Annotated in this window: 22 protein-coding genes and 1 pseudogene; 12 read left to right on the top strand and 11 right to left on the bottom strand. The window is 70.0% G+C overall.

Annotated elements, in window-relative coordinates:
- Positions 1-64 precede the first annotated feature (64 nt).
- The 4 genes from AB0J74_RS36605 to AB0J74_RS36590 form a co-directional block, all read right to left on the bottom strand.
- Positions 65-2,455, bottom strand: a complete 2,391-nt coding sequence (locus AB0J74_RS36605) for a phosphoketolase family protein (RefSeq protein ID WP_363457122.1) — start codon at positions 2,453-2,455, stop codon at positions 65-67.
- A gap of 30 nt (positions 2,456-2,485) precedes the next feature.
- Complete coding sequence (locus AB0J74_RS36600; protein ID WP_363457119.1) at positions 2,486-2,989, bottom strand: flavodoxin domain-containing protein; 504 nt, start codon at positions 2,987-2,989, stop codon at positions 2,486-2,488.
- Between the two features lie 80 nt (positions 2,990-3,069).
- The gene (locus tag AB0J74_RS36595; protein ID WP_363457116.1) at positions 3,070-3,948 is read right to left on the bottom strand and encodes a universal stress protein; all 879 of its coding nucleotides are present in this window, start codon (positions 3,946-3,948) and stop codon (positions 3,070-3,072) included.
- A 167-nt stretch (positions 3,949-4,115) separates the two neighbouring features.
- Positions 4,116-5,111 carry a nitroreductase gene (locus tag AB0J74_RS36590; protein WP_363457113.1) on the bottom strand — a complete coding sequence of 332 codons (996 nt, stop codon included), beginning with the start codon at positions 5,109-5,111 and terminating at the stop codon, positions 4,116-4,118.
- A gap of 174 nt (positions 5,112-5,285) precedes the next feature.
- On the opposite strand from AB0J74_RS36590, the gene AB0J74_RS36585 reads away from it, so the two are divergent.
- The 3 genes from AB0J74_RS36585 to AB0J74_RS36575 all read left to right on the top strand — a co-directional run bounded on the left by AB0J74_RS36585 (position 5,286) and on the right by AB0J74_RS36575 (position 8,367).
- Positions 5,286-6,176, top strand: a complete 891-nt coding sequence (locus AB0J74_RS36585; RefSeq protein WP_363457110.1) for a universal stress protein — start codon at positions 5,286-5,288, stop codon at positions 6,174-6,176.
- Between the two features lie 29 nt (positions 6,177-6,205).
- Positions 6,206-7,075 (top strand): universal stress protein, encoded by an 870-nt coding sequence (locus AB0J74_RS36580; RefSeq protein ID WP_363457108.1) that lies wholly within the window; start codon positions 6,206-6,208, stop codon positions 7,073-7,075.
- Between the two features lie 290 nt (positions 7,076-7,365).
- On the top strand, positions 7,366-8,367 hold the full coding sequence (locus tag AB0J74_RS36575; RefSeq protein ID WP_363457106.1) for a nitroreductase: 1,002 nt from the start codon (positions 7,366-7,368) through the stop codon (positions 8,365-8,367).
- Between the two features lie 150 nt (positions 8,368-8,517).
- Here the strand turns inward: AB0J74_RS36575 and ugpC are convergent, their stop codons facing one another.
- Both ugpC and AB0J74_RS36565 read right to left on the bottom strand, forming a co-directional pair.
- Positions 8,518-9,678 carry a sn-glycerol-3-phosphate ABC transporter ATP-binding protein UgpC gene (ugpC, locus tag AB0J74_RS36570; RefSeq protein WP_363457103.1) on the bottom strand — a complete coding sequence of 387 codons (1,161 nt, stop codon included), beginning with the start codon at positions 9,676-9,678 and terminating at the stop codon, positions 8,518-8,520.
- A 95-nt stretch (positions 9,679-9,773) separates the two neighbouring features.
- On the bottom strand, positions 9,774-10,334 hold the full coding sequence (locus AB0J74_RS36565; protein WP_363457100.1) for a hypothetical protein: 561 nt from the start codon (positions 10,332-10,334) through the stop codon (positions 9,774-9,776).
- 194 nt (positions 10,335-10,528) lie between these two features.
- Here AB0J74_RS36565 and gap point away from each other — a divergent pair, with 194 nt between their 5' ends.
- Positions 10,529-11,542, top strand: a complete 1,014-nt coding sequence (gene gap / locus AB0J74_RS36560) for a type I glyceraldehyde-3-phosphate dehydrogenase (protein ID WP_363457186.1) — start codon at positions 10,529-10,531, stop codon at positions 11,540-11,542.
- On the opposite strand, the gene AB0J74_RS36555 is transcribed toward gap, so the two are convergent.
- Together AB0J74_RS36555 and AB0J74_RS36550 are read right to left on the bottom strand one after the other, a co-directional pair.
- Positions 11,543-11,956: a universal stress protein gene (locus AB0J74_RS36555; RefSeq protein WP_363457183.1), complete on the bottom strand. Its 414-nt coding sequence runs from the start codon at positions 11,954-11,956 to the stop codon at positions 11,543-11,545.
- A gap of 54 nt (positions 11,957-12,010) precedes the next feature.
- A pseudogene (locus tag AB0J74_RS36550) lies at positions 12,011-12,394 on the bottom strand (universal stress protein); the annotation flags it as partial.
- 241 nt (positions 12,395-12,635) lie between these two features.
- On the opposite strand from AB0J74_RS36550, the gene AB0J74_RS36545 reads away from it, so the two are divergent.
- On the top strand, positions 12,636-12,971 hold the full coding sequence (locus AB0J74_RS36545) for a hypothetical protein (protein ID WP_363457097.1): 336 nt from the start codon (positions 12,636-12,638) through the stop codon (positions 12,969-12,971).
- Between the two features lie 18 nt (positions 12,972-12,989).
- On the opposite strand, the gene AB0J74_RS36540 is transcribed toward AB0J74_RS36545, so the two are convergent.
- Both AB0J74_RS36540 and AB0J74_RS36535 read right to left on the bottom strand, forming a co-directional pair.
- On the bottom strand, positions 12,990-14,288 hold the full coding sequence (locus AB0J74_RS36540; RefSeq protein WP_363457094.1) for a universal stress protein: 1,299 nt from the start codon (positions 14,286-14,288) through the stop codon (positions 12,990-12,992).
- A gap of 24 nt (positions 14,289-14,312) precedes the next feature.
- On the bottom strand, positions 14,313-17,030 hold the full coding sequence (locus AB0J74_RS36535) for a GNAT family N-acetyltransferase (protein WP_363457091.1): 2,718 nt from the start codon (positions 17,028-17,030) through the stop codon (positions 14,313-14,315).
- A 216-nt stretch (positions 17,031-17,246) separates the two neighbouring features.
- Between AB0J74_RS36535 and AB0J74_RS36530 the strand changes: the two genes are divergently transcribed.
- From AB0J74_RS36530 to AB0J74_RS36500, 7 genes are all read left to right on the top strand, one after another.
- Positions 17,247-17,714, top strand: a complete 468-nt coding sequence (locus AB0J74_RS36530; protein WP_363457088.1) for a universal stress protein — start codon at positions 17,247-17,249, stop codon at positions 17,712-17,714.
- Between the two features lie 165 nt (positions 17,715-17,879).
- Entirely contained in the window at positions 17,880-18,920 is a 1,041-nt protein-coding gene (locus AB0J74_RS36525; RefSeq protein WP_363457085.1) for a zinc-dependent alcohol dehydrogenase family protein, read from the top strand.
- 159 nt (positions 18,921-19,079) lie between these two features.
- Positions 19,080-20,036, top strand: a complete 957-nt coding sequence (locus tag AB0J74_RS36520) for a Vms1/Ankzf1 family peptidyl-tRNA hydrolase (protein WP_363457082.1) — start codon at positions 19,080-19,082, stop codon at positions 20,034-20,036.
- Between the two features lie 208 nt (positions 20,037-20,244).
- On the top strand, positions 20,245-20,622 hold the full coding sequence (locus AB0J74_RS36515; RefSeq protein WP_363457079.1) for a VOC family protein: 378 nt from the start codon (positions 20,245-20,247) through the stop codon (positions 20,620-20,622).
- A 5-nt stretch (positions 20,623-20,627) separates the two neighbouring features.
- Positions 20,628-22,862: a formate C-acetyltransferase gene (gene pflB, locus AB0J74_RS36510; RefSeq protein ID WP_363457076.1), complete on the top strand. Its 2,235-nt coding sequence runs from the start codon at positions 20,628-20,630 to the stop codon at positions 22,860-22,862.
- 10 nt (positions 22,863-22,872) lie between these two features.
- Positions 22,873-23,622: a pyruvate formate-lyase-activating protein gene (gene pflA, locus AB0J74_RS36505; protein ID WP_363457073.1), complete on the top strand. Its 750-nt coding sequence runs from the start codon at positions 22,873-22,875 to the stop codon at positions 23,620-23,622.
- Positions 23,623-23,726: 104 nt separating this feature from the next.
- On the top strand, positions 23,727-24,368 hold the full coding sequence (locus AB0J74_RS36500; protein WP_363457180.1) for an alpha/beta hydrolase-fold protein: 642 nt from the start codon (positions 23,727-23,729) through the stop codon (positions 24,366-24,368).
- A gap of 399 nt (positions 24,369-24,767) precedes the next feature.
- On the opposite strand, the gene AB0J74_RS36495 is transcribed toward AB0J74_RS36500, so the two are convergent.
- Positions 24,768-25,319, bottom strand: coding sequence for a nitroreductase/quinone reductase family protein (locus tag AB0J74_RS36495; RefSeq protein WP_363457070.1), 552 nt, complete (start codon positions 25,317-25,319; stop codon positions 24,768-24,770).
- Positions 25,320-25,553 lie beyond the last annotated feature (234 nt).

The raw sequence follows: 25,553 nt of genomic DNA, 5'->3' as shown, positions 1-25,553 counted from the left end.
CCTTCAACCGACTCATGAAGGAGCCTAGCCAGTCGGCCAAGGCACCGCGAGGGCGGCGGCAGCGTCATGGATTGATGGGCGCCTCCGGACTCCACTGCCAGCCACTGATGGCGGGGTCGTCCTCCCCATGCTCGCGGGTGTAGTCGCGGCACCGTTGCCGCGCGTCGACCATGTCCTGGCGGAGCTGGGCGGCCCGGGCACTGAGGCCGGGCACCCGGTCGATGACGTCGATGACCAGGTGGAAGCGGTCGAGGTCGTTGAGCATGACCATGTCGAACGGCGTGGTGGTGGTCCCCTCTTCCTTGTAGCCGCGGACATGCAGGTTGTGGTGGTTCGTGCGGCGGTAGGTCAGCCGGTGGATCAGCGTCGGGTAGCCGTGGAATGCGAAGATCACCGGCTTGTCGGTGGTGAAGATCGCGTCGAACTGGGCGTCCGGCAACCCGTGCGGGTGCTCATTTTCCGGTTGCAGACGCATGAGGTCGACGACGTTGACCACACGGACCTTCAGGTCCGGCAGGTGAGCGCGCAGCAGGTCGGCCGCCGCGAGCGTCTCCAGGGTGGGCACGTCGCCGGCGCAGGCCAGCACCACGTCGGGTTCCGCGTCCCCGCCCGAGCTCGCCCACTCCCAGATGCCCAGCCCGCGCCGGCTGTGCAGCACGGCCTCGTCCATCGACAGCCAGGTCGGTGCGGGCTGCTTGGCCGCGACCACGACGTTGATGTAGTGCCGGCTGCGCAGGCAGTGGTCCATCGTGGACAGCAGCGTGTTGGCGTCCGGCGGCAGGTAGACCCGTACGATCTCGGCCTTCTTGTTGACGACGTGGTCGATGAAGCCGGGATCCTGGTGGCTGAAGCCGTTGTGGTCCTGGCGCCAGACATGGCTGGACAACAGATAGTTGAGCGAGGCGATCGGCCGCCGCCACGGGATGCCGCGGGTCACCTTCAGCCATTTCGCGTGCTGGTTGACCATCGAGTCGACCACGTGGATGAACGCCTCGTAGCTGGTGAAGATGCCGTGCCGGCCGGTCAGCAGGTAGCCCTCCAGCCAGCCCTGGCACAGATGCTCGGAGAGGACCTCCATGACCCGCCCGTCCGGTGAAAGGTGGTCGTCGCCATCGACGATCTCCGAGTCGAAGGCCCGGTCGGTCACCTCGAACGCGGCGCCGAGCCGGTTGGAGGCGACCTCATCGGGGCCGAACAGCCGGAACCGGTCGGGGTTCGCGGCGATGACGTCCCGGACGAAGGAGCCCAGCACCCGGGTCGCCTCGCTGGCCGGTGACCCGGGCCGGGTCACCGCGACGGCATAGTCGCGGAAGTCGGGCAGCACCAGGTCGCGCAGCACCGCGCCGCCGTTGGTGCGCGGGCTCGCACTCATCCGGTGTTCGCCGCGGGGCGACACGACGGCCACGTCCGACACCGGAGCGCCGGTGGCGTCGAACAGCTCCTCCGGCCGATAGGACCGCAGCCAGGTCTCGAGCATCGCCAGGTGCTGCGGGTTCTCGCGAACGTTGGACAGCGGGACCTGGTGGGCCCGGAACGTTCCCTCGACCGGCAACCCGTCGACAACTTTCGGGCCGGTCCAACCCTTCGGCGTACGAAGGATGATCATCGGCCAGTGCGGTCGCGGGTCGGCATCGCCCTGTCGGGCCTGGCGCTGGATCCGGGCGATGTCGTCGAAGGCCTTGTCGAGGGTCGCGGCCAGCAGGTGGTGGACCTGGGCCGGATCGTCGCCGGCCACTTCGTAAGGCTGGTAGCCGTACCCCCGCATGAGGTTCTGCAGGTCCTCGTCGGGGATCCGGGCGAGCACCGTCGGATTTGCGATCTTGTAACCGTTGAGGTGCAGGATCGGCAGCACCGCCCCGTCGCGCGCCGGGTTGAGGAAAACGTTGGAGGGCCAGCTCGCGGCGAGTGGCCCGGTCTCCGCCTCACCGTCGCCGACCACGCACGCGACGACGAGGTCCGGGTTGTCGAACGCCGCGCCGTACGCGTGCATCAGCGAATAGCCGAGCTCACCACCCTCGTGGATTGATCCGGGGACCTCGGCCGCGACGTGGCTCGGGATACCACCCGGGAACGAGAACTGCCGGAACAGCCGCTTCATGCCGACCTCGTCGCGGCTCACCGACGGGTACAGCTCGCTGTAGGTGCCTTCCAGCCAGGTGTTGGCGACGATCGCCGGCCCGCCGTGGCCCGGCCCGGTCACGTAGATCAGGCTCCGGTCACGCTGGTTGATCACCCGGTTCAGGTGCGCGTAGACCAGGTTGAGGCCCGGGCTGGTGCCCCAGTGGCCGAGCAGGCGCGGCTTGATGTGCTCGGCTCGCAGCGGCTCCCGTAGCAGCGGGTTGTCCAGCAGGTAGATCTGTCCGACGGTCAGGTAGTTGGCCGCGCGCCAATAGGCGTCGAGCTGGGCGACCTCGTCGGTGGTCAGGGGCTTCTCCAGGTCGGCGACGGTGTCCATGATGCTCCTTCGGGCGTGCTGGCGGGCGGACTAGTGGGGCACAGCGCTCGACGAGCGCAGGTCGGTGGCCACGAACGCGGCCCATTCGCGGATCGCCGTCCAGTCGCGGAAGTCGCCCTGCGGCGCGTGCAGCGCCAGGACGATGGCCTTCTCGCCGAACGTGAGCACGTCGCGGTCGAGTCGGCCGGCGAAGACCGCGTGGCCCGCCGCGGCTGTCGACCGCAGAACCTCGGACACGTCGACCGCGGGCTCCTCGGGACGGGGCAGATCGCCGACCGGTCCGCTGGAGAACAGCCACACCCGGCGCTGCCGCAGCGCCGGGGCGTGCCTGCGGACGAAGTCGGTGGCCTCTTTCATCCATCGTCCGACGTAGACTGCGCTGCCCAGGACGACCGCGTCGTATCCGTCGACGTCACCGCCGGGAAGTTGGCGGACGGTCGTGTCGTGGCCGCGCGATCGAATTTCGTCGCCCAGAGCCATCGCGATCTCAAACGTCGAGCCGTGTTTCGATGCCGCGGTCACCAGTACCTTCATGCCATCCATCCTCTGTTCGTGTGCGATGGCGTGTCAGGGTCGCCGGGCCCGGGCCGATCGGGACCTTCGACCCCCAGAGCTCACTTGTGGACGATTGCGACCGGGGACTGCGCGTGGTGGAGCACGGCATGGCTGACCGAACCCAGCAGCAGCCCCTTGAATCCGCCACGGCCGCGGCCTCCGACCACCGTCAGCTGGGCCGCGTGCGACTCCTCGACGAGGACCTTGGACGGACGACCCGGGTACAGACGGCGGGTCACGCGTACCGCCGGATAGCGGGCGCACCACGGCGCCACCGCGGATTCGAGGACGCGCGCCTCTTCGCGGAGCAGGTCGTCCTGGTCGTAGATTTCCGGCAGCATGTCACCGGCGGGTCCGATGGGTTCCGGGTAACGCCAGGCCAGCACCGCGACCAGAGCTGCCCGGCGGATCGCGGCCTCCTCGAACGCGAACGCGATCGCCCGCTCGGAGATCGGGGAACCGTCGACGCCGACGACGACCGGACCAGCCCGGTCCGCATCGCCCTTGACGACCAGCACCGGACATTCGGGAGCGTAAGCCGATACCTGGACAGCGACGGAGCCGAGGATCAGCCCGGTGAAGCCACCGAGGCCTCGGTCGCCGATCACGATCATGTGAGCCTGCCTGGCGTGGTGAAGCAGGACCGTCGCCGGCGCGCCGTCGCGGACTTCCCCGCTGACCACGAGACCCGGCGCGGCCTTCTCCGCGACCTCGACGGCGTCGGAGACCAACCGCTGCGCGGCGGTGCGCAGGCCGACGTCACCCGGACTGGCCAGGCCCGGCCCGAGAACCGTCGGGACCAGCGCCCACGTGAACGCGTGTGTCACCAGTAGCGGTCGGTGCCGCGACGCCGCCTCCCGAGCGGCGAACCGCACCGCTCGGGTCGCCGACGCCGAACCGTCCACACCCACCACAACGGCCTCATCAGTCCCCGACATCGTGTTCGCCCCCCTCGACTTCCGGCGTCGCTGCCTCCCTTCGCACCTTTCCCACGGATCCGCGGTCATGCCTGCGGCGCACGGGCCGCGCAGCGGGACCTTCGGCCGGCGCGACAACGGCGGTGTGCAGCGACTCAGGCGGCACGGTCGCCGGAGTCTTCGGCGGTTCAGCCTTCGCGAGTGACCGCGGCGAGATCCACCGTCTGGCTGGTCCGCATCCGCGGCGTGTGCGGCGGGCCGGCATGTGCCGGATCGAGGATCCCCCACCGCATGACCAGGTACGGATAGCCCAGCCCGGCGATGATGCCGCGCAGGGTCTGCCGGGTGGTCGTCACCTCGACGGCACCGCTCAGCGGGACGAGCGAAACGCCCGCGTGCACCGCCGTGAGCCACACCTGCGTGAGTGCGGCTCCCGCGCGCAGCCAGGCGGTCGGCTCGTCGTCGTCGCCGTACAACAGCGCGTACCGGGCGTGGTCATCGTGTCCCGGGCCGATCGGAAGCGTGCCCGGCGTCCCGAAGTCCCGAGCGGGAACCATGGTCTCCGGTTGGCGTGCCGGCAGCACATCCTGGGGCAGGCCGGTCCCGGCGGGTGCGGACTTGCTGGTCCAGTACGCCAGCTCCGCGCGGATCATCGGATCGTCGGCCTCGATCTCGCCGGCGTGGTGGGCCGCGGCGGCCAGTTCGATGACCTGGTCGCCGGTCAACAGGTGGATCCGCGCGAGGTCGCCGGCGGCACCGACCATGGCGGCGCTGACCGCTGCCGGGATTCGCTCATCGGAGACCGGACGGCGGTCGGTGTGCCGCGTGCGCATCGCCTGCACCATCCGCATCGCTTCCGGGGTGGCTTCGACCCGCTCGAGTTCGACAAGCTCGGCGAGCAGATCCGGGTCGGCCGGATCCGGCAGATAGCGGACCTGCGCGGCCCAGCCCTCGGCCAGCAGCGCCAGCCGGGCGTGCTGGAGCGCGCCACCGCAGCTGAGGGTCAACAGCTTCCCGTCCGGGTCGGTGGCGGCGAGTTGCCGGCTCCGGTCAGCGAACAATTGCAAGCGGTCCGGCAGCACCCGCCAGTGCCACGGTTGGGTGTTGTGGATCGACGGCGCGTAGCCGGCCGCGTTGGCCGCCTCCGCGAGCGCGACAGCGATGGAACTTCCGATGCGAAGCATGATCACGTCCTTTCGGCGGGGAGACCTCAGCAAGCTCGGTTACCTATCCAACGCCGCCACGGGTGAGCACGGCAGGGCCGAGCGACACCCGAACGCTGGGCCGGATGGCCCTGTCCAGCCCGACCGCGTCGAGATTGGCTAGAAGTGCACAGCGAGGAGCCAGAGGAGGCCGTCATGGACATCCGACCGATCCTCGTCGGGTACGACGCTTCACCCGATGCCCGCGCCGCCCTGCGCTGGGCGCTCGACGAAGGCGACCGGACGTCGACGCCGGTCCTACTGGCGCACGCGTTCGACTGGTACGTCGACCCGATGTGGCTCGCGTCCGGCGCGGGTGGCTGGTCGGACACCGAGGCGCGAGCCGACATCTCGGCGATGCTCGCCAGTGCCGTCGAGGACGCCGAAACGACACATCCGGGCGTCGACGTCACCGCTCGGATCCTGGACGGGCCGGCCCAGGTCTGTCTGCGGGACCTCTCCGCCGACGCGGCCCTGATCGTGGTCGGCGGGCGCGGCACCGGTGGTTTCGCCGAGTTACTGATTGGCTCGACCGCGGTGTCCGTTTCCGCCCACGCACACTGCCCGGTCGTCGTGGTCCGGGCCGGGACGGCCGAAGCCACCGGAGATGTCGTCGTCGGCGTCGACGGCTCACCGTGCTCCCTTGTCGCGCTCGAGTTCGCGTTCGAGAGGGCCGCGACCTACCAGACGACATTGCGGGTCATCCAAACCTGGACGCCGCCGTCGACCCGCTTCGTGCCGCAGGGTCTGAGCCTGTTGACCATCTCGCGAAACATCGCTCGCACCATTCACGGCGACCTCGACGACATGGTCGCGGACTGGCGACAGAAATATCCACAGGTACCGACGTCAACGCACGTGCACACCGGCAGCGCCGCCGCACAACTGGTCGCCGCCAGCGACCACGCCCGGCTGGTCGTGGTGGGATCACGCGGACGCGGCAGCATCAGCGGAACCTTCCTGGGATCGGTCGGCCAGGAGCTCATCCACCACTCACACTGCCCGGTCGCGATCGTCCGTGAGGTGGCGCAGTCCGCTGCGGGTTGAGGCCCTGCCGTTGGGGAAGAGGCAACACCGTGGACACACGCGAAATCGTTGTCGGCACCGAGGGGTCGGCGTGCGCCACGATCGCTGTCAGGTGGGCGGCCGAGGAAGCCGCACTCCGTGGCGCCCCACTGCGGGTTCTTCTCGCGCACGACACCGAATGGCCTGGGCTGCGCTTCGGCGGCGAGCCCGGCCTCTACAAGCTCGCTGACGACCAGGCCGAGGCGATCCTCGAATCAGCGGTCCGCGCCGCCCGCCAGGTGGACGAGAACCTTGAAATCCGCACCCAACGAGTGGTCGGCTTGGCTCTTCCGGCGTTGTTGAGCGCCGGTGAGGGCGCCGGCATGCTCGTCGTGGGCAGCCGCGGCCACGGCGGCTTCGCGAGCCTGCTGCTGGGCTCGGTGAGCCAGGAGGTCGCTTGCCGTGCACCATGCTCGGTTGCCGTTATCCGAGACGCACGCGAAACCGGGCCGGTCGTCGTCGGCAGCGACGGCTCGGACCAGGCGCGCGGTGCGGTGGAAGTGGCCTTCCAACTCGCTGCCGAACGCCGCGCACCCCTGCTCGCGGTGCGCGCCTACTATCCGCCGACACTACCGTTCGGCTTTGGCTATCAGGCGCTCACATACTCGCTCGACGTGCTGGATCAGACCGCCCAGGCGGAGCTTGCCGGCGAACTGGAGCCGTGGCGGGAGAAGCATCCCGCCGTCGACGTGAGAGCAGCCATTGCGCACGGTGGCGCGGCCGGCGCGCTCGTCGAACGCTCCAGCAATGCGCGGCTCGTCGTTATCGGCAGTCGCGGCCACGGCGCGGTCACCGGCGCGATGCTGGGCTCGGTGGGTCTGCAGCTCCTGCATCACGCGACCTGCCCGGTGGTGTGGACCCACGAAGGATCACACAGGTGAGCGGCAGCGTGACGGTCTTCGCACCGACTCGATGACCGCCGCGATCGCCACGGTGCTCGCCGAGGGTGGCGACGTGCACACCGCCGTGCGCACGGGAGCATCGGCGGGCAAGCTGAGCATCACCCGCCACGGGTTCGGGACGGGCAGCGCCGCGGCGGTAGCGGAACTGCGCCGGCACGTGCGCCTGACCCCCCCTCGGAGGAGGGGACGATGGGGCAGCCGGTTCTGCCGGTGCCAATGGGATCAACGCGCGGCAGAACAGCCGGCAGCGCGCACCGTAGGCTGTTGTCATGGCCGATGGAGAGCCGTTCGGGGAGCTGTCCGAGGTCCGCAAAGCCTTGCGGGCAGCGGCATCCGCGTCAATGTACGCCCCGTCCATCTTGAACACACAGCCATGGCGATGGCGGTTGCACGGCGCGAGCCTGGAGCTGAGCCGCGACCCCGACCGCACTCTGAACGCCATCGATCGCACCGGCGCGATGACGTTGATCAGCTGTGGCGCCGCTCTGCACCACGCCGGGGTGACGCTGGCCGCCCGCGGTTACTCGCTAGCCGTCGACCGGCAGCCCGCAGCTGCACCCGGCCCTCTGCTCGCCATTGTGACCGTGACCGGGTCGGCGCCCGTGTCGTCGCTGGACGTCGAGATGGCTCAGGCCATCCGCCACCGTCACAGCGACCGGCGGCCGATCGTCGCGGACAACCGCGCAAGCGACAACGAGATCGCCGCCCTGGAAGCCGCGGCTGTCCGGGAGGAATGTGCGCTGTTCCGGATCGGCGACGCCGAACGCCCACATCTCGGCGCGGCCGTCGACGAGGCGCAACATGCCGAACAGGGCGACCCCGCCTACCGGCGCGAACTGGTCGCCTGGACGGTGCGGCGGCCGCACGGCGGCGGCGTCTCGTTCGAAAGCCTCGTGGCGCCGACACCGCGACCGGTCGCGGTGCGCGACTTCGCCGCCGGCGGCGAAACAGGGTTGTTCCCAGGTTTCGGCGACGACCGCTTCGCCGACTACCTGGTGCTTGCGACGCCACGCGACACTGCCGGTGACCGGCTACGCGCCGGTGAAGGCACCAGCGCCGTATGGCTCACGGCCACGGCGCGGGGCCTGGCGATGTCGGTGCTCAGCGACGTCGTAGAAGTCCCCGCCACCCGACAGTTGATCGCCTCTCTGCTGGCGGACCGGGCGCAACCCCAACTCGTCTTGCGGACCGGACCGCAGGGCCAGCCGGTTCCGCCTCCGCCTGCCGCTCATCGCGACCTGGCCGAGGTGCTGGACGAAGACCCGCTGTGATTCCGGCGAGCGGATGAGTGTGGACGTTCACCTCCGAACCCTGAGCGAAGGGTCGGCTGCCGAGGACGCCTATGCATGGTGGGGGCCGGGCAGGCGGTCACGTTCGACGGTCCGCTCCGCCGACCCGCCGACCCGGTCGTCTGACCCACGTCACGCCGCCACCTTCTCCGCGGTCGCAGTCGCAGTCGCGGTCGAGTCGCGCGCCGGGAGCAGCGCCGTTCCGGAAGCGCCATCGAACAGGTGCAGCTGGCTGACGTCCACGCCGAACGTCAGCTCAGTGCCGGGTGCGGCGTCGCGAGCCGCGGACACCCTGGCGGTCCAGAACGCGGCGGGATCGTCGGACAGGTCCGACCCGGGCGCCCTGAACAGAACGTGTTGGACGCTGCCGAGAAATTCGCTGGCCGCCACGGTGACGGCCAACCGCGGCCATCCCGCGGGTGCCGGCCAGGTAAGGGCGTCGGGTCGCAGGCCAAGGCACACGTCGCGACCGGCGGCCTGGTCGACGGACCAGTCGGCCGGGACCGGCCATCGCGCGCCGTCCCCGAGCACCAGGGAAGCAGGTTCGCCCACCAGCCGGGCGGGCGCGACGTTCATCGCGGGCGAGCCGATGAAGCGCGCCACGAACAGGTTGGCGGGACGGTGGTAGAGCTCGTGCGGTGGCCCGATCTGCTGGATTCGACCCTCGTGGAGAACGGCGATCCGGTCGCCCAACGTCATCGCCTCGACCTGGTCGTGGGTCACGTAGACGGTGGTCGTGCGGAACCGCTCGTGCAGTCGCCGCAGCTCGGCTCGCATCGTAACCCGCAGCTTGGCATCCAGATTGGACAATGGCTCGTCCATCAGCAGGATCCGGGGATTACGCACCAGAGCCCGGCCCATGGCAACGCGTTGACGCTGTCCGCCGGACAGCGCCTTTGGCTTTCGCTGCAACAGCTCGACGATCTCGAGCAGGCCGGCGATCTCGTCTACCCGGGAGCTGCGCTCGGCCGCGGGCACGTGCCGCAGCCGCAGCGCGAAGTCGACGTTCTCACCGACGGTCATGTGCGGGTAGAGCGCGTAGTTCTGGAAGACCATCGCCACGTCACGCATCTTCGGCGGCAGGCCGTCGAGGACGGCCCCGTCGACCTCCACCGATCCGCCGCTGGCGTCCTCGATGCCGGCGATGATCCGCAGGACCGTCGACTTGCCACAGCCTGAGGGCCCGACGAGGACGAGCAGCTCGCCGTCGCGGACGGTCAGGTCGACACCGTCGAGGGCCACGGCACCGCCCGGATAGACCTTGGTCACGTGGTCGAGTCGGATGCTGGCCATGGGACACCTTCCTCACGTCGCTGTGAGATGGGCCGGAGCGGAGACGGGGCACCGCCCAACGGCGGTGCCCCGGGTCTGCGAGGTGGTGCGTTACTTCACTTGAGCCAGGGCAGTCGCTGCACGATGGGCAGCTTCTCCCAGTAGCCGCCGAACCCCAGGGTCCGGCCCGCGCCGACGAGCGCCAAGCCGACCATGGTGGCCGCACCGAGCAGGTGCTCGTCGAGGAAGGGGTTGGTTTCCGGCGGGAGGGCGACGGACCACATCAACACGTAGAGCACGGCGCCCGAGACGGCGGCGACGCGCATGCCGATGCCCAGGGCGAAGGCCAGGCCGACGCCGAGCAGGGCAATCATGAACGCCCAGTTGGCGAAGCCGGTGCCGGCCAGGTTGTGGTAGAAGCTCGCGAACGGGCCTTCCGATCCGCTGAGGAATCCCTTGGTCGGGTTGCCGCCGTTGATCCAGGAGCGCTCGCTCGGGGTGGCGAAGCCGAATCCGAAGACCTTGTCAAGGAAGGCCCACAGGAAGGTGAACGCGAAGGCCAGGCGCAGGCCTGCCCACACGTAGCGCGCCGCCTTCTGCGCGGTCGTCCCGGCCGCCTCGTGCGTGACCGCCGGAGCGGTCGTCCGCGCGGTGTGCCGCTCTGCCATCGCGGTCATGGTCTGCCACGTCCTTTCGCATCGTCTGGGGGCCCTGTCTGGACCCACATCGATTCCACCTCCATGTCCGGCTCCACAGCAGTGCCGGTGGACCACACCTGCACGGGACCCCGGTCACCCGCGCACTGGGACCTTTGCCTCTGCCCGCCGGGATCGGCCCAGGCAGAGGCTGGGATGGACGACCAAGGAGGAAAATCATGCTGCACGTTGCCGTCAATGGGCTGGGGCGGATCGGGCGGGCCTACCTGCGCGCGCTCGTCGAGCGCAAGCTCTTCGACACCGAAGTAAGCGTGGTCGGCGTCAACGACCTGTGGGACACCGACACTCTCGCTCATCTGATCAGGTACGACTCGACGTACGGCAAGGCACCGTTCCAGGTGCAGCACGACTCCGATGCGATCACGATCGGCGACCACCGCATACCCGCGTTCCGCGAGCGCGACCCCGCCGACCTGCCCTGGCAGGATCTCGGCGTCGACCTGGTGATCGAGTCGACGGGCAAGCTGCGCACCCGCGAGGATGCCGGCCGGCACCTCAAGTCCGGTGCCCGCCGGGTGCTGATCTCGGCTCCCGGCAAAGGCGTCGACGCCACCCTGGTGCCGGGCGTCAACGACGGCGAGTACGACCCGGTCCGCCACGAGGTCATCTCCGCGGCGTCCTGTACGACCAACTGCCTGGCACCGATGGTCAAGGTTTTGCACGAGGCGTTCGGCGTTGAGCGCGGATTCCTGACAACGGTCCACGCGTACACCAACGACCAAGCCCTGATCGACACACCGCACAAGGACCTGCGGCGGGCGCGGTCCGCGGCCGTCAACATCGTTCCGACCAGCACCGGTGCCGCCAAAGCGATCGGCCTGGTCATCCCGGAGGTCGCGGGACGTCTCGACGGCGTCGCGCTGCGTGTCCCGGTCGAGGACGGTTCGCTGGTCGACCTGGCCTGCCAGCTCGCCACGCCGGCGACAGCCCAGCGGGTCAACGACGCGTTCGCCGCGGCCGCGGCCGGCGGCCTGGCCGGCGTTCTGTCCTATGTCGACAGCGCGTTGGTGTCCAGAGACATCGTCGGTGATCCGGCATCGTGCGTCTTCGACGCACGGCTGACCCAGGCCGCGGGCACTTTCGTGAAGGTGTTCGGCTGGTACGACAACGAATGGGGCTACACCAACCGCCTGGTCGACCTGACCACGCTGATCGCCGCCCGGCGGTGATCACGCCTTGCGGACGACCGCGACCGGGGCGTCGGCACTGTCGACGGCCCGGTCGCTGACGCTGCCGAGCAGGGTCCGCACCGGCCACGACCGGCCGCGGTCACCGACGCACAGCAGCGCCGACCCGGCTGCGGCCCGCAGGAGTCCCTCGGCGGGCCGCCCGGCGAACACGGCGCGTTTGACCGGCACGTCGGGGTGGCGGTAGTGCCAGGGCTCCGTCTCGGCAGCCAGCAGGTCCAGGCCGGCGGGCTCGGCGGTGAACTGCGCGGACAGCACGGTGTCGTCGAACCAGTAGTCCTCACGCCGCGCCGTAGTGACATGGACAGCGGCGACCGGCCGGTGATGCAGGGCCGCCTCCTGGAAACCGCACTCCAGGGCCACCCTGCTCGCCCCCGACCCGTCGACGCCGATCACGACATGCCCCGCGAACGGTCCGGGTCCGGTGGTGCCATCGTGGCGGACCACAACCACCGGGACCGTTGCGTTGGCAGCCACCCGATGAGCGGTTTCCCGGCGCCCAGCCGACCCTGGTCGGGGTGGGCCCACAGTGACCAGGTCTGCGGTGCGGGCGGTCGCCAGGATGAGGTCGGCCGGGCGTCCGGGCGCCAAGCGAACGCTCACCCGGTGACCACCCAGGCGGGTCCGGAGCCCGGCGACAGCGCGCCCGACGGTGGGATCGTAGAGCTCCAGCAGCCTCGCCAGGTTATCGCCGGACGTTAGTGGCCAGTCGGCCGAGCAGGCGTAGCAGAGCACAAGATCAGCGCCAGTCGCGGCGGCGTGCTCGCCGGCCCAGGACATCGCGTACGACCCGGTTTCGCCTCCGGCCCCGACAACAACGGTGTTGGCGCGCACTGCGGCCTCCCTTCCACGAGTTCTCGTCCCAAGCGTCGGTCGGCCAGGACGCGGGCGTTCAGGGCCGGACGTCCCGTCCTGGCCGGGAAGGCCCTACCGGATCGGGACTGATGACCCTGCCCCGCGGGTGGGAGTCGCGGGGAGCATGGGGACGAACCCACCGGAGGAGCACGCAATGACCGTTCTGAGGCATCCCGCCGCTACAGGGTCACCTGTAACAAGATCCGGAAGCGAGCCGGTCGTGATCACCTTCGAGGAGGCCGAGGTCTCCCTCGTGCCCCTATACCGCGGCGGGCGTGTGATCGGCGCGTACGTCTGCTCCGGCGGGAGGGTCAGTTTTCGGCCCGTGGTCGACCTGGGGCACGTGCTGTCCGCCGCTGCAGGTGTCGCGGCCTTGGCGGTCGCCGGGACGGCGTACGCCGTAGCTCGGCGCCGGGCGCCGAGCGTGGGCGCCGTGACGATGGGTCCGGGCGGATGGGTCAGCTTCAAGGGTGTCGCCGCGCCGCCGCTGCGGTCGGCGGGCCCGCGGCCGTGGTGGGCCCGCGTGTTGCGGGCCCGCCGCCTCGTCGTGAGTTGATCGCGCGCCAGGGCGTGGTCAGCCGGCGAGGAATGCGATCAGGTCGCTGCCGGTGACGATGCCGATGGGACGCAGGTCCGCGCCGGCGACAACGACGGCATCGACATGCGCGGAGCGCATGAGCCGAGCCACGCTGACGACCGGAGCGGCCTCGTCCACTATGGCCGACCCGGGTTCGAGCACGGAGCCCACCGTCTCACGGTCCAGCGACTGTGGGCTGTTGGCCCAGGCTGCCACGATCATCCGGTCGGATACGACACCCCGGCAGATTCCCTGGCCGTCGACGACGACAAGGTGCCGCAGGCGCTGACGGACCATGTCAGCCAACGCCTCGCCCAGGCTCACTCCTTCGCCGACGCACGAAGCCGGCGCGCTCATGAGGTGCCGCACCGGTCGGGACAGCACCGGTGCGACCTTTCGGTCCGTCGCGGCGTAAATCTGTTTCATGTCGACCTCCTTCTCGGTCAAACCGTGGGCGGCTTCCCGCGCCCGTGGGTGGACTACTGCGATCGGGCATCGCGCGTGGTGAACCAGTGCCTGGCTGACCGAACCCAGGAGCAGTCCGGCGAAGCCACCGCGTCCGCGTGATCCCACGACGATCAGGCTGGCGTGGTCGGACATGTCGACGATCGCCTGCTGGGCGTCGCTCGCGGGACGCACCTGCCGGCGAACGTCGACCTGCGGGTACTTCACCGTCCACGGCGCGACGCCGGTATCCAGGATGGATTCGGCCATCCAGGCGGGTTGCACCCGCTCGTCGACGACGTAGACGGCCAACAGCGGCAGTGCGCGCTGGGCGGCCTCCTCGAACGCGAACTCGATCGCCGGAACACATCCGGCGGAGCCGTCGACGCCGACCACCACGGGCGCGTCCGCACGGCCGCTGGCAATGGGTCGGACGATCACGACCGGGCCGCTGGCCCGGGCCGCGACCATGGCGCCGACCGAGCCGACCACCAACTCGGCACACCCGCCGAGCCCTCGGTGCCCGACCACCACGGCCTCCGCGGTCGGTGACCGCTCGATCAGCGCGGGACCGCCACCGGCGGCGAGTTGATCTGTCAGGACGTCGAGGTACGGGTGCGCGCGCCTCACGGCCGCGGCGACCCGCGCGAGCATGGTGGCGGCGTCGGCACGCGGATCCGGCAAGGCCGGGGTATATGGGCTGACGCCGGCCGCCCCGTACCCCAGGGGATGCACGTAGCCGTGCAGTAGCAGCAGCGGTGCGGCGCGGCGGGTCGCGAGCAGGGCGGCGTAGTCCGCGGCGGCGATGCTCGCGGCCGAGCCGTCGACGCCGACGACAACGGGCCTGTTCATGATGGCTCCCTCCACGGAGGCTGATCAGGGGTGACGGAGTCCACGCAGGACCGGATCCGGCTCAACGCCCACGGCGAGCAATCGGAGTTTGGCGTCGACCGCGACCACCCCGTCTGGGCCCGCGACGACCGGGTTGAGGTCGAGCTCGGCAACCTCGGGCAAATCTTCGGCGAGGCGGCCCAGGCGCAGCAGAAGGTCCTCGACGGCGTCGGTGTTCGCCGGCCGGCTCCCACGGAAGCCGGTCAGCAAGGGTGCCGCATGCAGCGCCCGCCACATCCGGCCCGCGTCCAGGTCGGTCATCGGCACCAACCGCAACACCCGGTCGTCGAACAGGTCGGTCTGGACTCCGCCGAGCCCGGCCATGACCAGCGACCCGAACAGGGGATCGTGGACGATGCCGGCGACGAGTTCGACGCCACGGGCGACCATCGGTTGAACGAGCGCTCCGCGCGCGGGATCGCCAGCCGCTGTCACCGCGCGGTAGGCGGCGCGCACGGCTGCGTCGTCGGCCAGGCTCAGGTGCACGCCGCCGACCTCGGTCTTGTGCACCAACGCCGGGTCTGCGGACTTGACCGCCACGGGATAGCCGGCCAGCCGCGCCGCGACGGCGGCCGAATCCTCATCCGTGACGACGGTCGAGCCCAGCAGCGGTACGCCGTACGCCCGCAGGATCTCCGCGGTGATCGCATACGGCTGCCAGCCGTCATGGGCGGCCAGGCCTCGACCGACGGCCGCGCGGGCGCGCTCGGTGTCGATACCGGTCAGCTCCGGCCGGCGACCCAGCGGCTCGCGCCGCCAGGCGGCATACCGAGCGGCGTGGTCGAGCGCCCGGACGGCCTGTTCGGGCAGGTCGTAGACCGGCATCCGGCGGCTGCCGAGAACGGGTGGCGGATCCGGGACGCCGACGACCACCGCCGCCGCGGCCAGCCCAGGTTGGGCGTCCACGATCGGCGCGATCGCGGCGAGGATCGCCGGCACGTCGTTGGACCGGGTGGCCGCGACCACGAACAGCAACGCGTCCACCTCGCCGCTGGCCGCGAGCGCACGGGCCGCCGCGGCGAACCCCGCAGGCGTGGCCGCCGCTCCGAGGTCCAACGGGTTGTCGACGGCGGCGGCGTCTGGGATCAGGTCACGCATCCGGTCGCGCAGGTCGGCGCTCGGCGCCGAAACCGCGAGAAAGCCACCCGCGGCAGCATCCGCGGCCATGACGTTGAAACCGCCGGCATTGCCGAGAACCGCCAGTCGACGACCGCCCGGCAGCGGCTGGTCCGTGAGCACCCGAGCAGCGTCGAGCAGCTCGCCGAGGTCGTCGACGCGGATGACGCCGGCCTGGGCGAACAGCGCGTCCACCGTGGCGTCCGGCGCCGCGGCAGCGGCTGTGTGCGAGGCACCCGCGCGGCGGCCGGCTGCGGACCTCCCGCTCTTGACCGCCAGCACCGGCTTGCGCCGGGCCAGCGCCCGGGCGATGCGAGCGAACTTGCGTGGATTGCCGAACGACTCGAGATACAGCGCCACGGCGGTGGTTCGTGGGTCGTCGAACCAATAAGCGATGAGGTCGTTGCCGCTCACGTCGGCCTTGTTGCCGAGCGACACGAACGTCGAGATGCCGCAGGCCGCACGGGCGGCGTGGTCGAGCAGGGCGATGCCGACGGCACCGGACTGTGAGGCGACCGCGAGGCCGCCGGCCAGCGGCAAGCCTGGGGTGAAGCTGGCGTTGAGCCGGACCGCGGGGTCGGTGTTGAGAATGCCGATGCAGTTGGGACCGACGATGCGGATGCCGTGTTTGCGGCCGACGTCGACCAGGGCGGCCTGCTGCACCCTGCCGCCGCTCCCCGTCTCGCTGAATCCGGCGCTCAGGATGACCGCGGCTCGGGCGCCGATCGCGGCGGCGTCGGCGATGACGCCGGCGACACCGGGCGCGGGTACGGCCACCACCACGAGGTCAACCGGTCCAGGCACGGCACCCAGTGACGGGTACGCCGGTATGCCGGCCACCTCGACCGCTTGTGGGTTCACCGCGTACAGCGTGCCGGTGTACCCGTACTCCTGCAGCCCGCGCAATGCCTCGTGACCGACCCCGCCGGCAGCACGTCCGGCACCGACGACGGCGACCGACCGCGGGCGCAGCAGGGGTCGCAGCGAGGCCTGCTCGGCGTGCCTCTCCCGCTCGTCCATGGCGTCGATGGCCGCCACGTCATCGGCGGTGGGCAAGCCGACATCCAGGGCGTCCTCGGTGACGTGGGCGACGACCCGGCCGCTGAGACCTCGAGCGACCCGCATCATGGATCCGTTGTCCGCCAGGACCATGCCGGTCAGCTCGTCGATGCCGGCCGAGCGCGCGAAGACCGTCAGGTGCTCCAGCAGCAAGGTGCCGATGCCGCGGCCGCGGTGTGCGTCGTCGACGAAAACCGCAAACTCCGCGTGCCGGCCCGGACCGTTCAACAGGGCGAACGAGGCCACGCCGACCACGGTGCCGGCGAGTTCGGCCAGCACCGCGCCGCCGCTGTCGTCGGGTTGCCGGCAAAGCCGGTCCAACTCGGCCGCGATCGTCGCCTCGGTCGCCAGCGCGAAGAACCGCATCCGTAGGCCATCGGCGTCACCGCGCTCGTACATCGCCTGCAGCGCGGGCCGGTCGTCGGGACGCACCACCCGGATACGCACGATCCCACCGTCGGCCATGAGGGCATCGACGCCGCCGGTCGCGGTTGCGCTGGTAGCCAGCGGCTTGACGGTGTCGGTCACCGGGTCCTCCTCGAAGCGGTCGTCGTCTTCTTCTTGAAGACAACGCCATGCCGGCTCGGCCAGGCAGGGCCGACCGGCCCGCCGAACGTCAGCAGAGGTCCCCTCGACGGAGGTCTAGCGGGACCATCGGCCCGTGTTCGAGGGTCCTTCGCGACTGTGCGAGCGGCGGGTGCCAGCGAACACTGCAAGAGAGAAGCCCGATCCGGGGAGGACGAGATGACGGACAACTATTTGATCGTGGTCGGCGTCGACGGCTCCGAAGGCGGCCGGCGCGCATTGGACTGGGCCGCGACCGAGGCCACGAGGCGCGGCGGCGCGGTGCAGGCGGTGATCGCCTGGCGGTGGGACGGCGTCGAGCTGGACCCGCACACGATACGGCCCGACGAGACACGTCGATACGCCGAGCAGATCCTGGAGCGCGAGCTCGCAACCCTGACCGCCCGGCACGGCTCCGGGCACCCCGTGGCCGCCGAGGTCGTCGAGGGACGGCCGGCCCAGGTGCTGGCGGACGCGGCACGTTCCGCCGACCTGCTAGTGCTGGGTAGCCATGGCCACAACCGGTTGCGGCACACGGTGCTCGGGTCTGTCAGCGCGGAGGTCATCCGCATGGCGCCCTGCCCGGTCGTCGTGATTCCGGTCCCGGTGCCGGCTGCGCCGTCGGCCGAACCGGCGGTTCGCACCTGAGCGTGACCGCCCCGGGGATCGCCGTGGTCAACACCGCGATCGAGATCGGGCGAGGCGCTGACGGACGGGGTCGCCCGCACCGGGCCCGCAGGACCTTCGGCCCTGCTCCGGCGCCGCGAATCGGAGTGCGATGGAGGAGAAGACACGTACCCGAGGAGGTTCTCCATGAAAGCGCTCGTGTTCGGCGGCCCGGGTCAGCGCGCCTGGTCTGACGTGCCCGACCCCACGGTGGTCGACCCGACCGACGCGATCATCCGCGTCGACACGGTCACCATCTGCGGCACGGATCTGCACATCCTGGGCGGTGACGTGCCGGCAGTCCAGAAAGGACGGATTCTCGGACACGAGGCCGTCGGCACCATCGAGGCGATCGGCTCCGCCGTCACCACTGTCAAGCCCGGCGACCGCGTGCTGGCATCGTGCATCTCCGCCTGCGGGCGTTGCCGGTACTGCCGGGAACAGCGCTATGGCCAGTGCATCGGCGGCGGCGGTTGGATCCTCGGCCACCTCATCGACGGTGTCCAGGCCCAGTACGCGCGGATCCCGTTCGCCGACCTGTCGACCTATCGACTCCCGCAGACCGTCTCAGACGAGGCGGCCGTACTGCTGGCCGACATCCTGCCCACCTCCTACGAAGTTGGCGTACTCAACGGCACGGTCCGGCCCGGCGACACCGTGGTCGTGGTCGGCACGGGCCCGATCGGGCTCGCCGCGATCCTGACGGCCAAGCTGTTCTCGCCGGCCCACATCATCGCGGTGGACAAGGCGGAGAGCCGCTTGCAGGCGGCCAAGCAGCTCGGCGCGGATGTGCTGGTCCGGCCGGATGAGAGCCCGCTGGACGCCGTGCGCGCCATCACCGACGGGCTCGGCGCCGACGTCGTGATCGAAGCCGTTGGCGTCCCCGCCACCTTCGAACTGTGCACGACGCTCGTGCGGCCCGGTGGCCGGGTCGCGAATGTCGGGGTCCACGGCAAGCCCGCAACGCTGCACCTTGAAGATCTGTGGATCCGGAACGTGACCATCACGACCGGGCTGGTCGACACCTACTCGACCGCCACGCTGCTCAAGATGGTGGCATCGGGCCAGCTCGACACCGGCCAGATCGTCACCCACCGGTTCCCACTCGACGAGATCATGGGCGCGTACGACGTCTTCGCCCGGCCCGCCGAGACCGGCGCGCTCAAAGTCGTCCTCTCCGCATCCTGACGATCACCCCCCGATCGCCCGCGGTGACCGACCGCGGGCGACCGGTTCGCCGTCGTACCACAGCTGCGCACGCTGCGTGATCTCGTCCGTCCCCTCGACCCAGTTGCCTCGGTCTACGTCCACGGCGGGCCGCAGGACGTGGAGGTCCGGTTCCGCTCCATGACCGACCTGCTGCTCCGGTCGGGAGCGCCGGCAACGACGGTGGAGGCGCTCCGCCACGCCGTCGCGGACCGGCTCGACCGGCCGACTCAGTTGGTGGCGTTCGCCACCGGCGACCGCATCCTCACCGCATTCGAGCTCCCCGGCGTCGCATCCCCGGACCGCGCGAGCTGGGGCGCGCCGGCGCACATCCTGCCCTTGCTGTCGTGGATCGCCATCCGCCCTTCGTACGTAGAGGTCGTGGTTGACCGCACCGGGGCGGACATCACGGAGGTCGCCGGCGGTGCGGTTCACGGCTCCACGACCGTCGTCGCCGGTCCGGACGACGAGATCGAGCGCAATGCGCCCGGTGGCCGGTCGCAACCAAGCTTCCAACGCCCGGCCACGGACGCCTGGCACCACAACGCCGCCGCCGTCGCGGCAGCGACCGCCCACGCCTTGTCGCGGGTCGGGGCACGGCTGCTCCTGGTCGCCGGCGACATCCGGGCAATCCATCTGTTGCTCGCCCGACTGCCACAGCGCCCCTTGCTGATCAGAAGGGTCAGCGGAGGACGCGGACCGGATGGCTCCGCGGCCCGACGCGCCATCGACGTCGCACGTGCCCGGGCCGCCTACGCCGAAGAAACACGGCTGGCCATGACCGCGGCGCTCCGGAACGCCGCCACCAGCACAGTCATCGAAGGCGCAGACCGGACCCTCACCGCGCTGGCCGGCGGTCGCGTACGGACGCTGTTCATCGACCGTCGGGTGGCGAGCACGGGCACGGCGTGGTTCGGATCCGAACTGTTGTGTGCCGCACGACCGGTTGCCCTCCCGGGCGGCGACGGCCCTCGCCGAGGCGGGTTGGTTGACGTGGCCGTGCGGGCGGCGCTGCTGACTGATGCCGCAATATGTCAGACCAATCGCCAGACGGTCCCGATCGCCGGAGGTATCGGGGCGCTCTGCCGGTATCGGTGACTCCGCCCGCTAGTCGCGCTCTCGGTCAGTGAAACTCTGGAGCCGCGCCGGCGGCACATCGCCGGGCGTGCCGGCGGGCAGCGAGCAAGGTCCCGACCACTTCCGCCCACTGACCTCGCGAACGGCCCTCCGCGATGGGGTCGATCGCCTCTGTCCGGCAGGGCGCTCGGCAGCGCACGCTCAGGATGGACATAGAGAGGAGGTCGCGGTGACGCATCCGGTGGTGCATTTCGAGATAGGTGGTCGCGACACAGAACGCCTCGAGCATTTCTACGCCGACCTGTTCGGCTGGAAGGTCAGTCCGGAAACCTCGTGGGGCCGCGACCTGGACCCCGGCGACACGCCCGACGGGACCGTCGTCCGCACCCCGCCACACGTGACGATCTACGTGCGGGTGGCCAGCATCGTCGCGGCGCTCGACCGGGTCGCCGAACTCGGCGGCACCTGCGTCACGCCACCCACCTACCACCGGGGCGTCGGCACCTACGCCCACGTCAGGGACCCGGAGGGGAACCTCGTGGGTCTGCTACGACCCGACGAGCCGACGCCCGCCGAGCAGCCCCGCGCCACCGTGGCGGAGAGCTGACGACCATGACGCACCTCGACCCCTGGCGAGGCTTCACCGGCACGACGTGGCGCGAGACAGTCGACGTGGCGGACTTCATCCGCCACAACCACCGACCCTACAGCGGCGACGAGTCATTCCTCGAAGGGCCGACGGAGCGCACCACCGCGCTCTGGGCAACCGTGCGTGACCTGTTCGCCGAGGAACGCCGCCGAGGCGTCTACGACGTCGACGCCGCTACACCCGCCTCGATCACCGCACACGCACCGGGATACGTCGACCGCGACCGCGAACTGATCGTCGGTCTGCAGACCGACGCGCCGCTGCGCCGCGCCATCATGCCCAACGGCGGTCTGCGCATGGTCGAGGCCGGCCTCCACGCGTACGGCTACCAGCTCGACCCGACAGTGCGGAAGGTGTTCACGACCTACCGCAAGACCCACAACGACGCCGTGTTCGACGCATACCCCAGCGATGTGCGCGCCGCCCGGCGCGCCCACGTCATCACGGGCCTGCCGGACGCCTACGGCCGCGGCCGGATCATCGGTGACTACCGGCGCGTCGCCCTCTACGGCGTCGACCGGCTCATCGAGGAACGCCGACTGCACGTGCGCGACCTCGACGGCCGCGGCGCGGGCGACGACGTCATCCGCGACCGCGAGGAACTGGCCGAACAGATCCGCGCACTCGGCGAGCTCGAGAAGATGGCTGCCAGCTACGGCCACGACATCTCCGGGCCGGCGCGAACCGGTCGCGAGGCCATCCAATGGCTCTACTTCGGCTATCTCGCCGCGGCCAAGGAGCAGAACGGCGCCGCGATGTCGCTGGGACGCACAGCCACGTTCGTCGACGCCTACCTCGAGCGGGACATCGCCGAGGGCCGATTGACCGAGACACACGCGCAAGAGCTCGTCGACGACTTCGTGATCAAGCTTCGGATGATCCGCTTCCTACGGACGCCCGAGTACGATCAGCTCTTCTCCGGCGACCCGACCTGGGTCACCGAAGCGCTGGGTGGGCAAGGAGCCGACGGCCGCACGATGGTCAGCCGGACCACGTACCGCTACCTGCGCACCCTCTACAACCTCGGTCCGGCCCCCGAACCTAACCTGACCGTCCTGTGGTCGGCGGACCTACCCGAGCCGTTCAAGCGGTTCGCCGCCCGGGTTTCGCTCGACACGAGCGCGATCCAGTACGAGAACGACGACCTCATCCGCCCGGCGTACGACGACGACACCGCTATCGCATGCTGTGTCTCGGCCATGCGGGTCGGCCGGGACATGCAGTTCTTCGGTGCGCGGGCCAACCTGGCCAAGGCGCTCCTCTATGCGATCAACGGTGGCCGTGACGAGTTGACCGGTGAACAGGTGGCCCCGCCGGCCGCACCGGTCCACGGCGACATCCTGGACTACGACGAGGTGATGGCCGCGTTCGACGCCACATTGGACTGGCTGGCCCGCACGTACGTCGAGGCGCTCAACGTCATCCATCACATGCACGACCGCTACGCCTACGAACGCATCGAGATGGCGCTACACGACTATCCCGTGCACCGGTTCCTGGCAACCGGCATCGCCGGCCTGTCCGTGGCGGCCGACAGCCTCGCAGCGATCAGATACGGCACCGTGAAGGTGCTGCGCGACAGCACGGGACTCGCCGTGGACTACGTCGTCGACGGCGACCCGCCGCATTTCGGCAACAACGACGTCCGGGCCGACGACATCGCCGTCGACCTCGTCGAGCGTTTCATGGCCAAGATCCGCCGGCAGCCGACCTACCGCGGCGCGGAGCCCTCGCTGTCGGTCCTGACCATCACCTCGAACGTCGTGTACGGCAAGAACACCGGCAACACGCCCGACGGCCGCCGCGCGGGCGAGCCGTTCGCTCCGGGCGCCAACCCGATGAACGGCCGCGACCGTCGCGGCCTGGTCAGCGCCGCACTGTCGGTGGCCAAGCTGCCGTATTCCGACGCCCGCGACGGCATCTCGCTGACCTGCACCGTGACACCGTCGGGCCTCGGACACACGACGCATGACCAGGTCGACAACCTGGTGGGCGTCCTCGACGGCTACACCGACGCCGGCGGCTTCCACATGAACGTCAACGTGCTCGACCGGTCGACGCTCGAGGACGCGATGGCTCATCCCGAGCGTTACCCGCAGCTGACCATCCGGGTATCCGGTTACGCCGTGAACTTCGTCCGCCTGACCCGGGAACAGCAGCGGGACGTGATCTCGCGGACGTTCCACGGATCTCTCTGAGGAGGGCGCTGTGCGATCCGGCCCGACACCGTTCACCGGTTCCGTCCACTCCTTCGACATCTCCACGGGAGTGGACGGGCCCGGTAGCCGGTTTGTTGCCTTTCTCGCCGGCTGCCCGCTGAGGTGCGCCTACTGCCACAGCCCCGACACCTGGTACCGGCGCAGCGGCACACTGATGTCGGTCGACGACCTGATGCTGGAGATCGAGCGGTATCGGCGGTTCATCCAGGTCGCCGGCGGCGGCGTGACCATCAGCGGCGGAGAGCCGCTTCAACAGGTCGGGTTCACCCGGGAGGTGCTACGCCGGTGCCACGCACTGAAACTGCACACGGCGCTGGACACCAGTGGCTTCCTCGGCCACCGCGCGGACCACTCGCTCCTGGACGTCACCGACCTGGTCCTGCTCGATGTGAAGAGCTGGGACCCGGCTACCTACCGGAAGGTCACCGGGACCGGAGACGTCATGCCCACACTGCGGTTCGCGCGAAGACTGGCCGCGTACGGCGTGCCGATGTGGATCCGGTTCGTCTTGGTGCCGGGTCTGACCGACAACGCCGCGAACCTGGAAGGGCTGGCCGACTTCCTCGCAACGCTGTCCACCCTGGAGCGGGTGGAGATTCTTCCGTTCCACAAGCTCGGAGCGCACAAGTACGAACAGATGGGTTTGACGTTCCCGCTGGCCGGCGCCCGGGTCCCGGCAGCGGACGAGATCGCTCGAGCGCACGAGGTGTTCGCAGGACGCGGTCTGGTTACCTGCTGATCGGCCTAGAGTGTTCGACGGCTGCGAGCACATGCATGCGGCTACCTCATGTCAGCAAGGAGCCCACGCTGATGTCGTCCACAGCAGGCGAACTCGTTACCGAGGTGTTGCAGTACGACGGCGGACGTCAGGTCACCGCCTACGTCCCGGCGACTGCGCCCGAGGCCATCGTCTTTGCCGGTGACGGCGAGTTGATCACGTCGTGGGGATCAGCTCTGGAGGCCGCCGATCTACCGCCCGCGATGATCGTCGGCGTGCACCGGCCGGAGGATGAGACGCTGCGGCTGCACGAGTACTCACCGGGCCGTAACACGGACGCGTTCACCTTCGACCCGCAACGGTTCGCGGCACACGAGAAATTCTTCGTCGAGGACGTACGCCGATGGGCGGCGACCCGCCTGCGCACCAAACTGCCGGCCGATCGAACTGCGGCGTTCGGTGTCTCCGCCGGTGCAGAACTCGCGCTGGCCATGGGGCTTCGTCATCCCGACGTCTACGGCGCGGTCTTCTGCGCCTCGCCCGGTGCGGGGTACCAGCCACCCGCCGTGCTACCCGGCAGGCTCCCACGCACCTACCTCGTCGCCGGCACCAACGAACCGTTCTTCCGCAACAACGCGACCCGGTGGGCGAACGCGCTGCGTGATGCCGGTGGTGATGTTGTCCTGGCTGAACGGGTCGGCTCGCACGGCGACGCGTTCTGGAAACAAGAGTTTCCGCTGATGGTGGCATGGGCGTTCGGACGCTGACCGGTCCGATGGCCGCCGAGGGCCGATTTCGAGAACGGCGCGGCGTGACTGGCGCAGCGCGTGGACAGGTGAGCATCGCCCGGCTGCTGCGCAGCTCGTGGGAAGCGGCGGAGCCGCCCTGGACCTGCCCACGGAAACCTGATTGGTCGCCCGCGTGTTCTATACGCGGTGCGGATGACGCCGGCGGTCCAGGAGCACCGCGACAGCGACGCCGTATAGCGGCAGGATCGCACCGACGGCGACGATCGCCGCGGTCAGTGCGGTGGCCGCAGCTATCTCGACTCGGCGGCCAGAACCTTTCCTCGATGGATACATCTCGTCACCTCCGACACCAGCGTGCGATGACGCAGCAAGATGCAGAAGTGCCGGTCGTCCGTCGCCGATGGGTCTTCAGTCCCTTCAGGGCCGGTCCGCGTCGACGATCCGGAACACCGGGAAGTCGACAGCGATAGCCTCGAACTCTGCGAGGGGCGCGTGGCGGTCGATCGGGAAATGCGGCCTGGCTCCCGGGGCGAGCTGAAGATAGCGACGCAGGATCGGCGCGCGACGGTCCACGTCGACCTCCACGAGCCGCACCTGCTCGCGCCGGCGACGACGGAGCACCACGAAACCCCCAGCGGCACTCGCGTTGCGCACCCAGTTGGCCGATCGGCCGAGCATCGAAACCAGGTAGCGCGCGTCGTCGAGTTCGACAACCACGATCGGAACCGAGACGACCTTTCCCGTGCGGCGCCCCGGCACTTCGAGCGTCACCCAGGTCCGCGGCGCCAGCACGCCCGTCGAGAACTGCAGGGCCGAGACGTGGTTCATCGCGCGGGCCAGCCAATTCGGTCGCCCACCGTCGTACATCCACCGTTTGATCTGATACCGCACCGAGGTCGTGGCCATGCCCTCATGGAACGTCGAGCCGGTGGCCGGCCGGTAGGGCCGTTGGTCATAGGACCGTGGCACGAACGGGACGTTGGTCCCGTCGAAGTGGGGTGTTCCGGCCCGGGTGCCGACCCCACCCCAGCAGCGAGGGTATGGATGTCAACGAAGAAGTCCCCGGAGGTAGCCATGAGCACCCACGCCGCCAAGACCCCGACCACCGCGCTGGAACACGCCGCGTCGCCGGGCCCGATGCTGACCACCACCGCCGCCCGTGCCCTGGCCGTCCTGCGGATCGCCACCGGCTTCGTGTTCCTG

The sequence above is a fragment of the Asanoa sp. NPDC049573 genome (assembly GCF_040676615.1).
Lineage (GTDB): Bacteria > Actinomycetota > Actinomycetes > Mycobacteriales > Micromonosporaceae > Asanoa.
The sequence above is the reverse complement of the archived record's forward strand: the minus strand, read 5'-3'. Positions and strand labels throughout refer to the sequence as shown.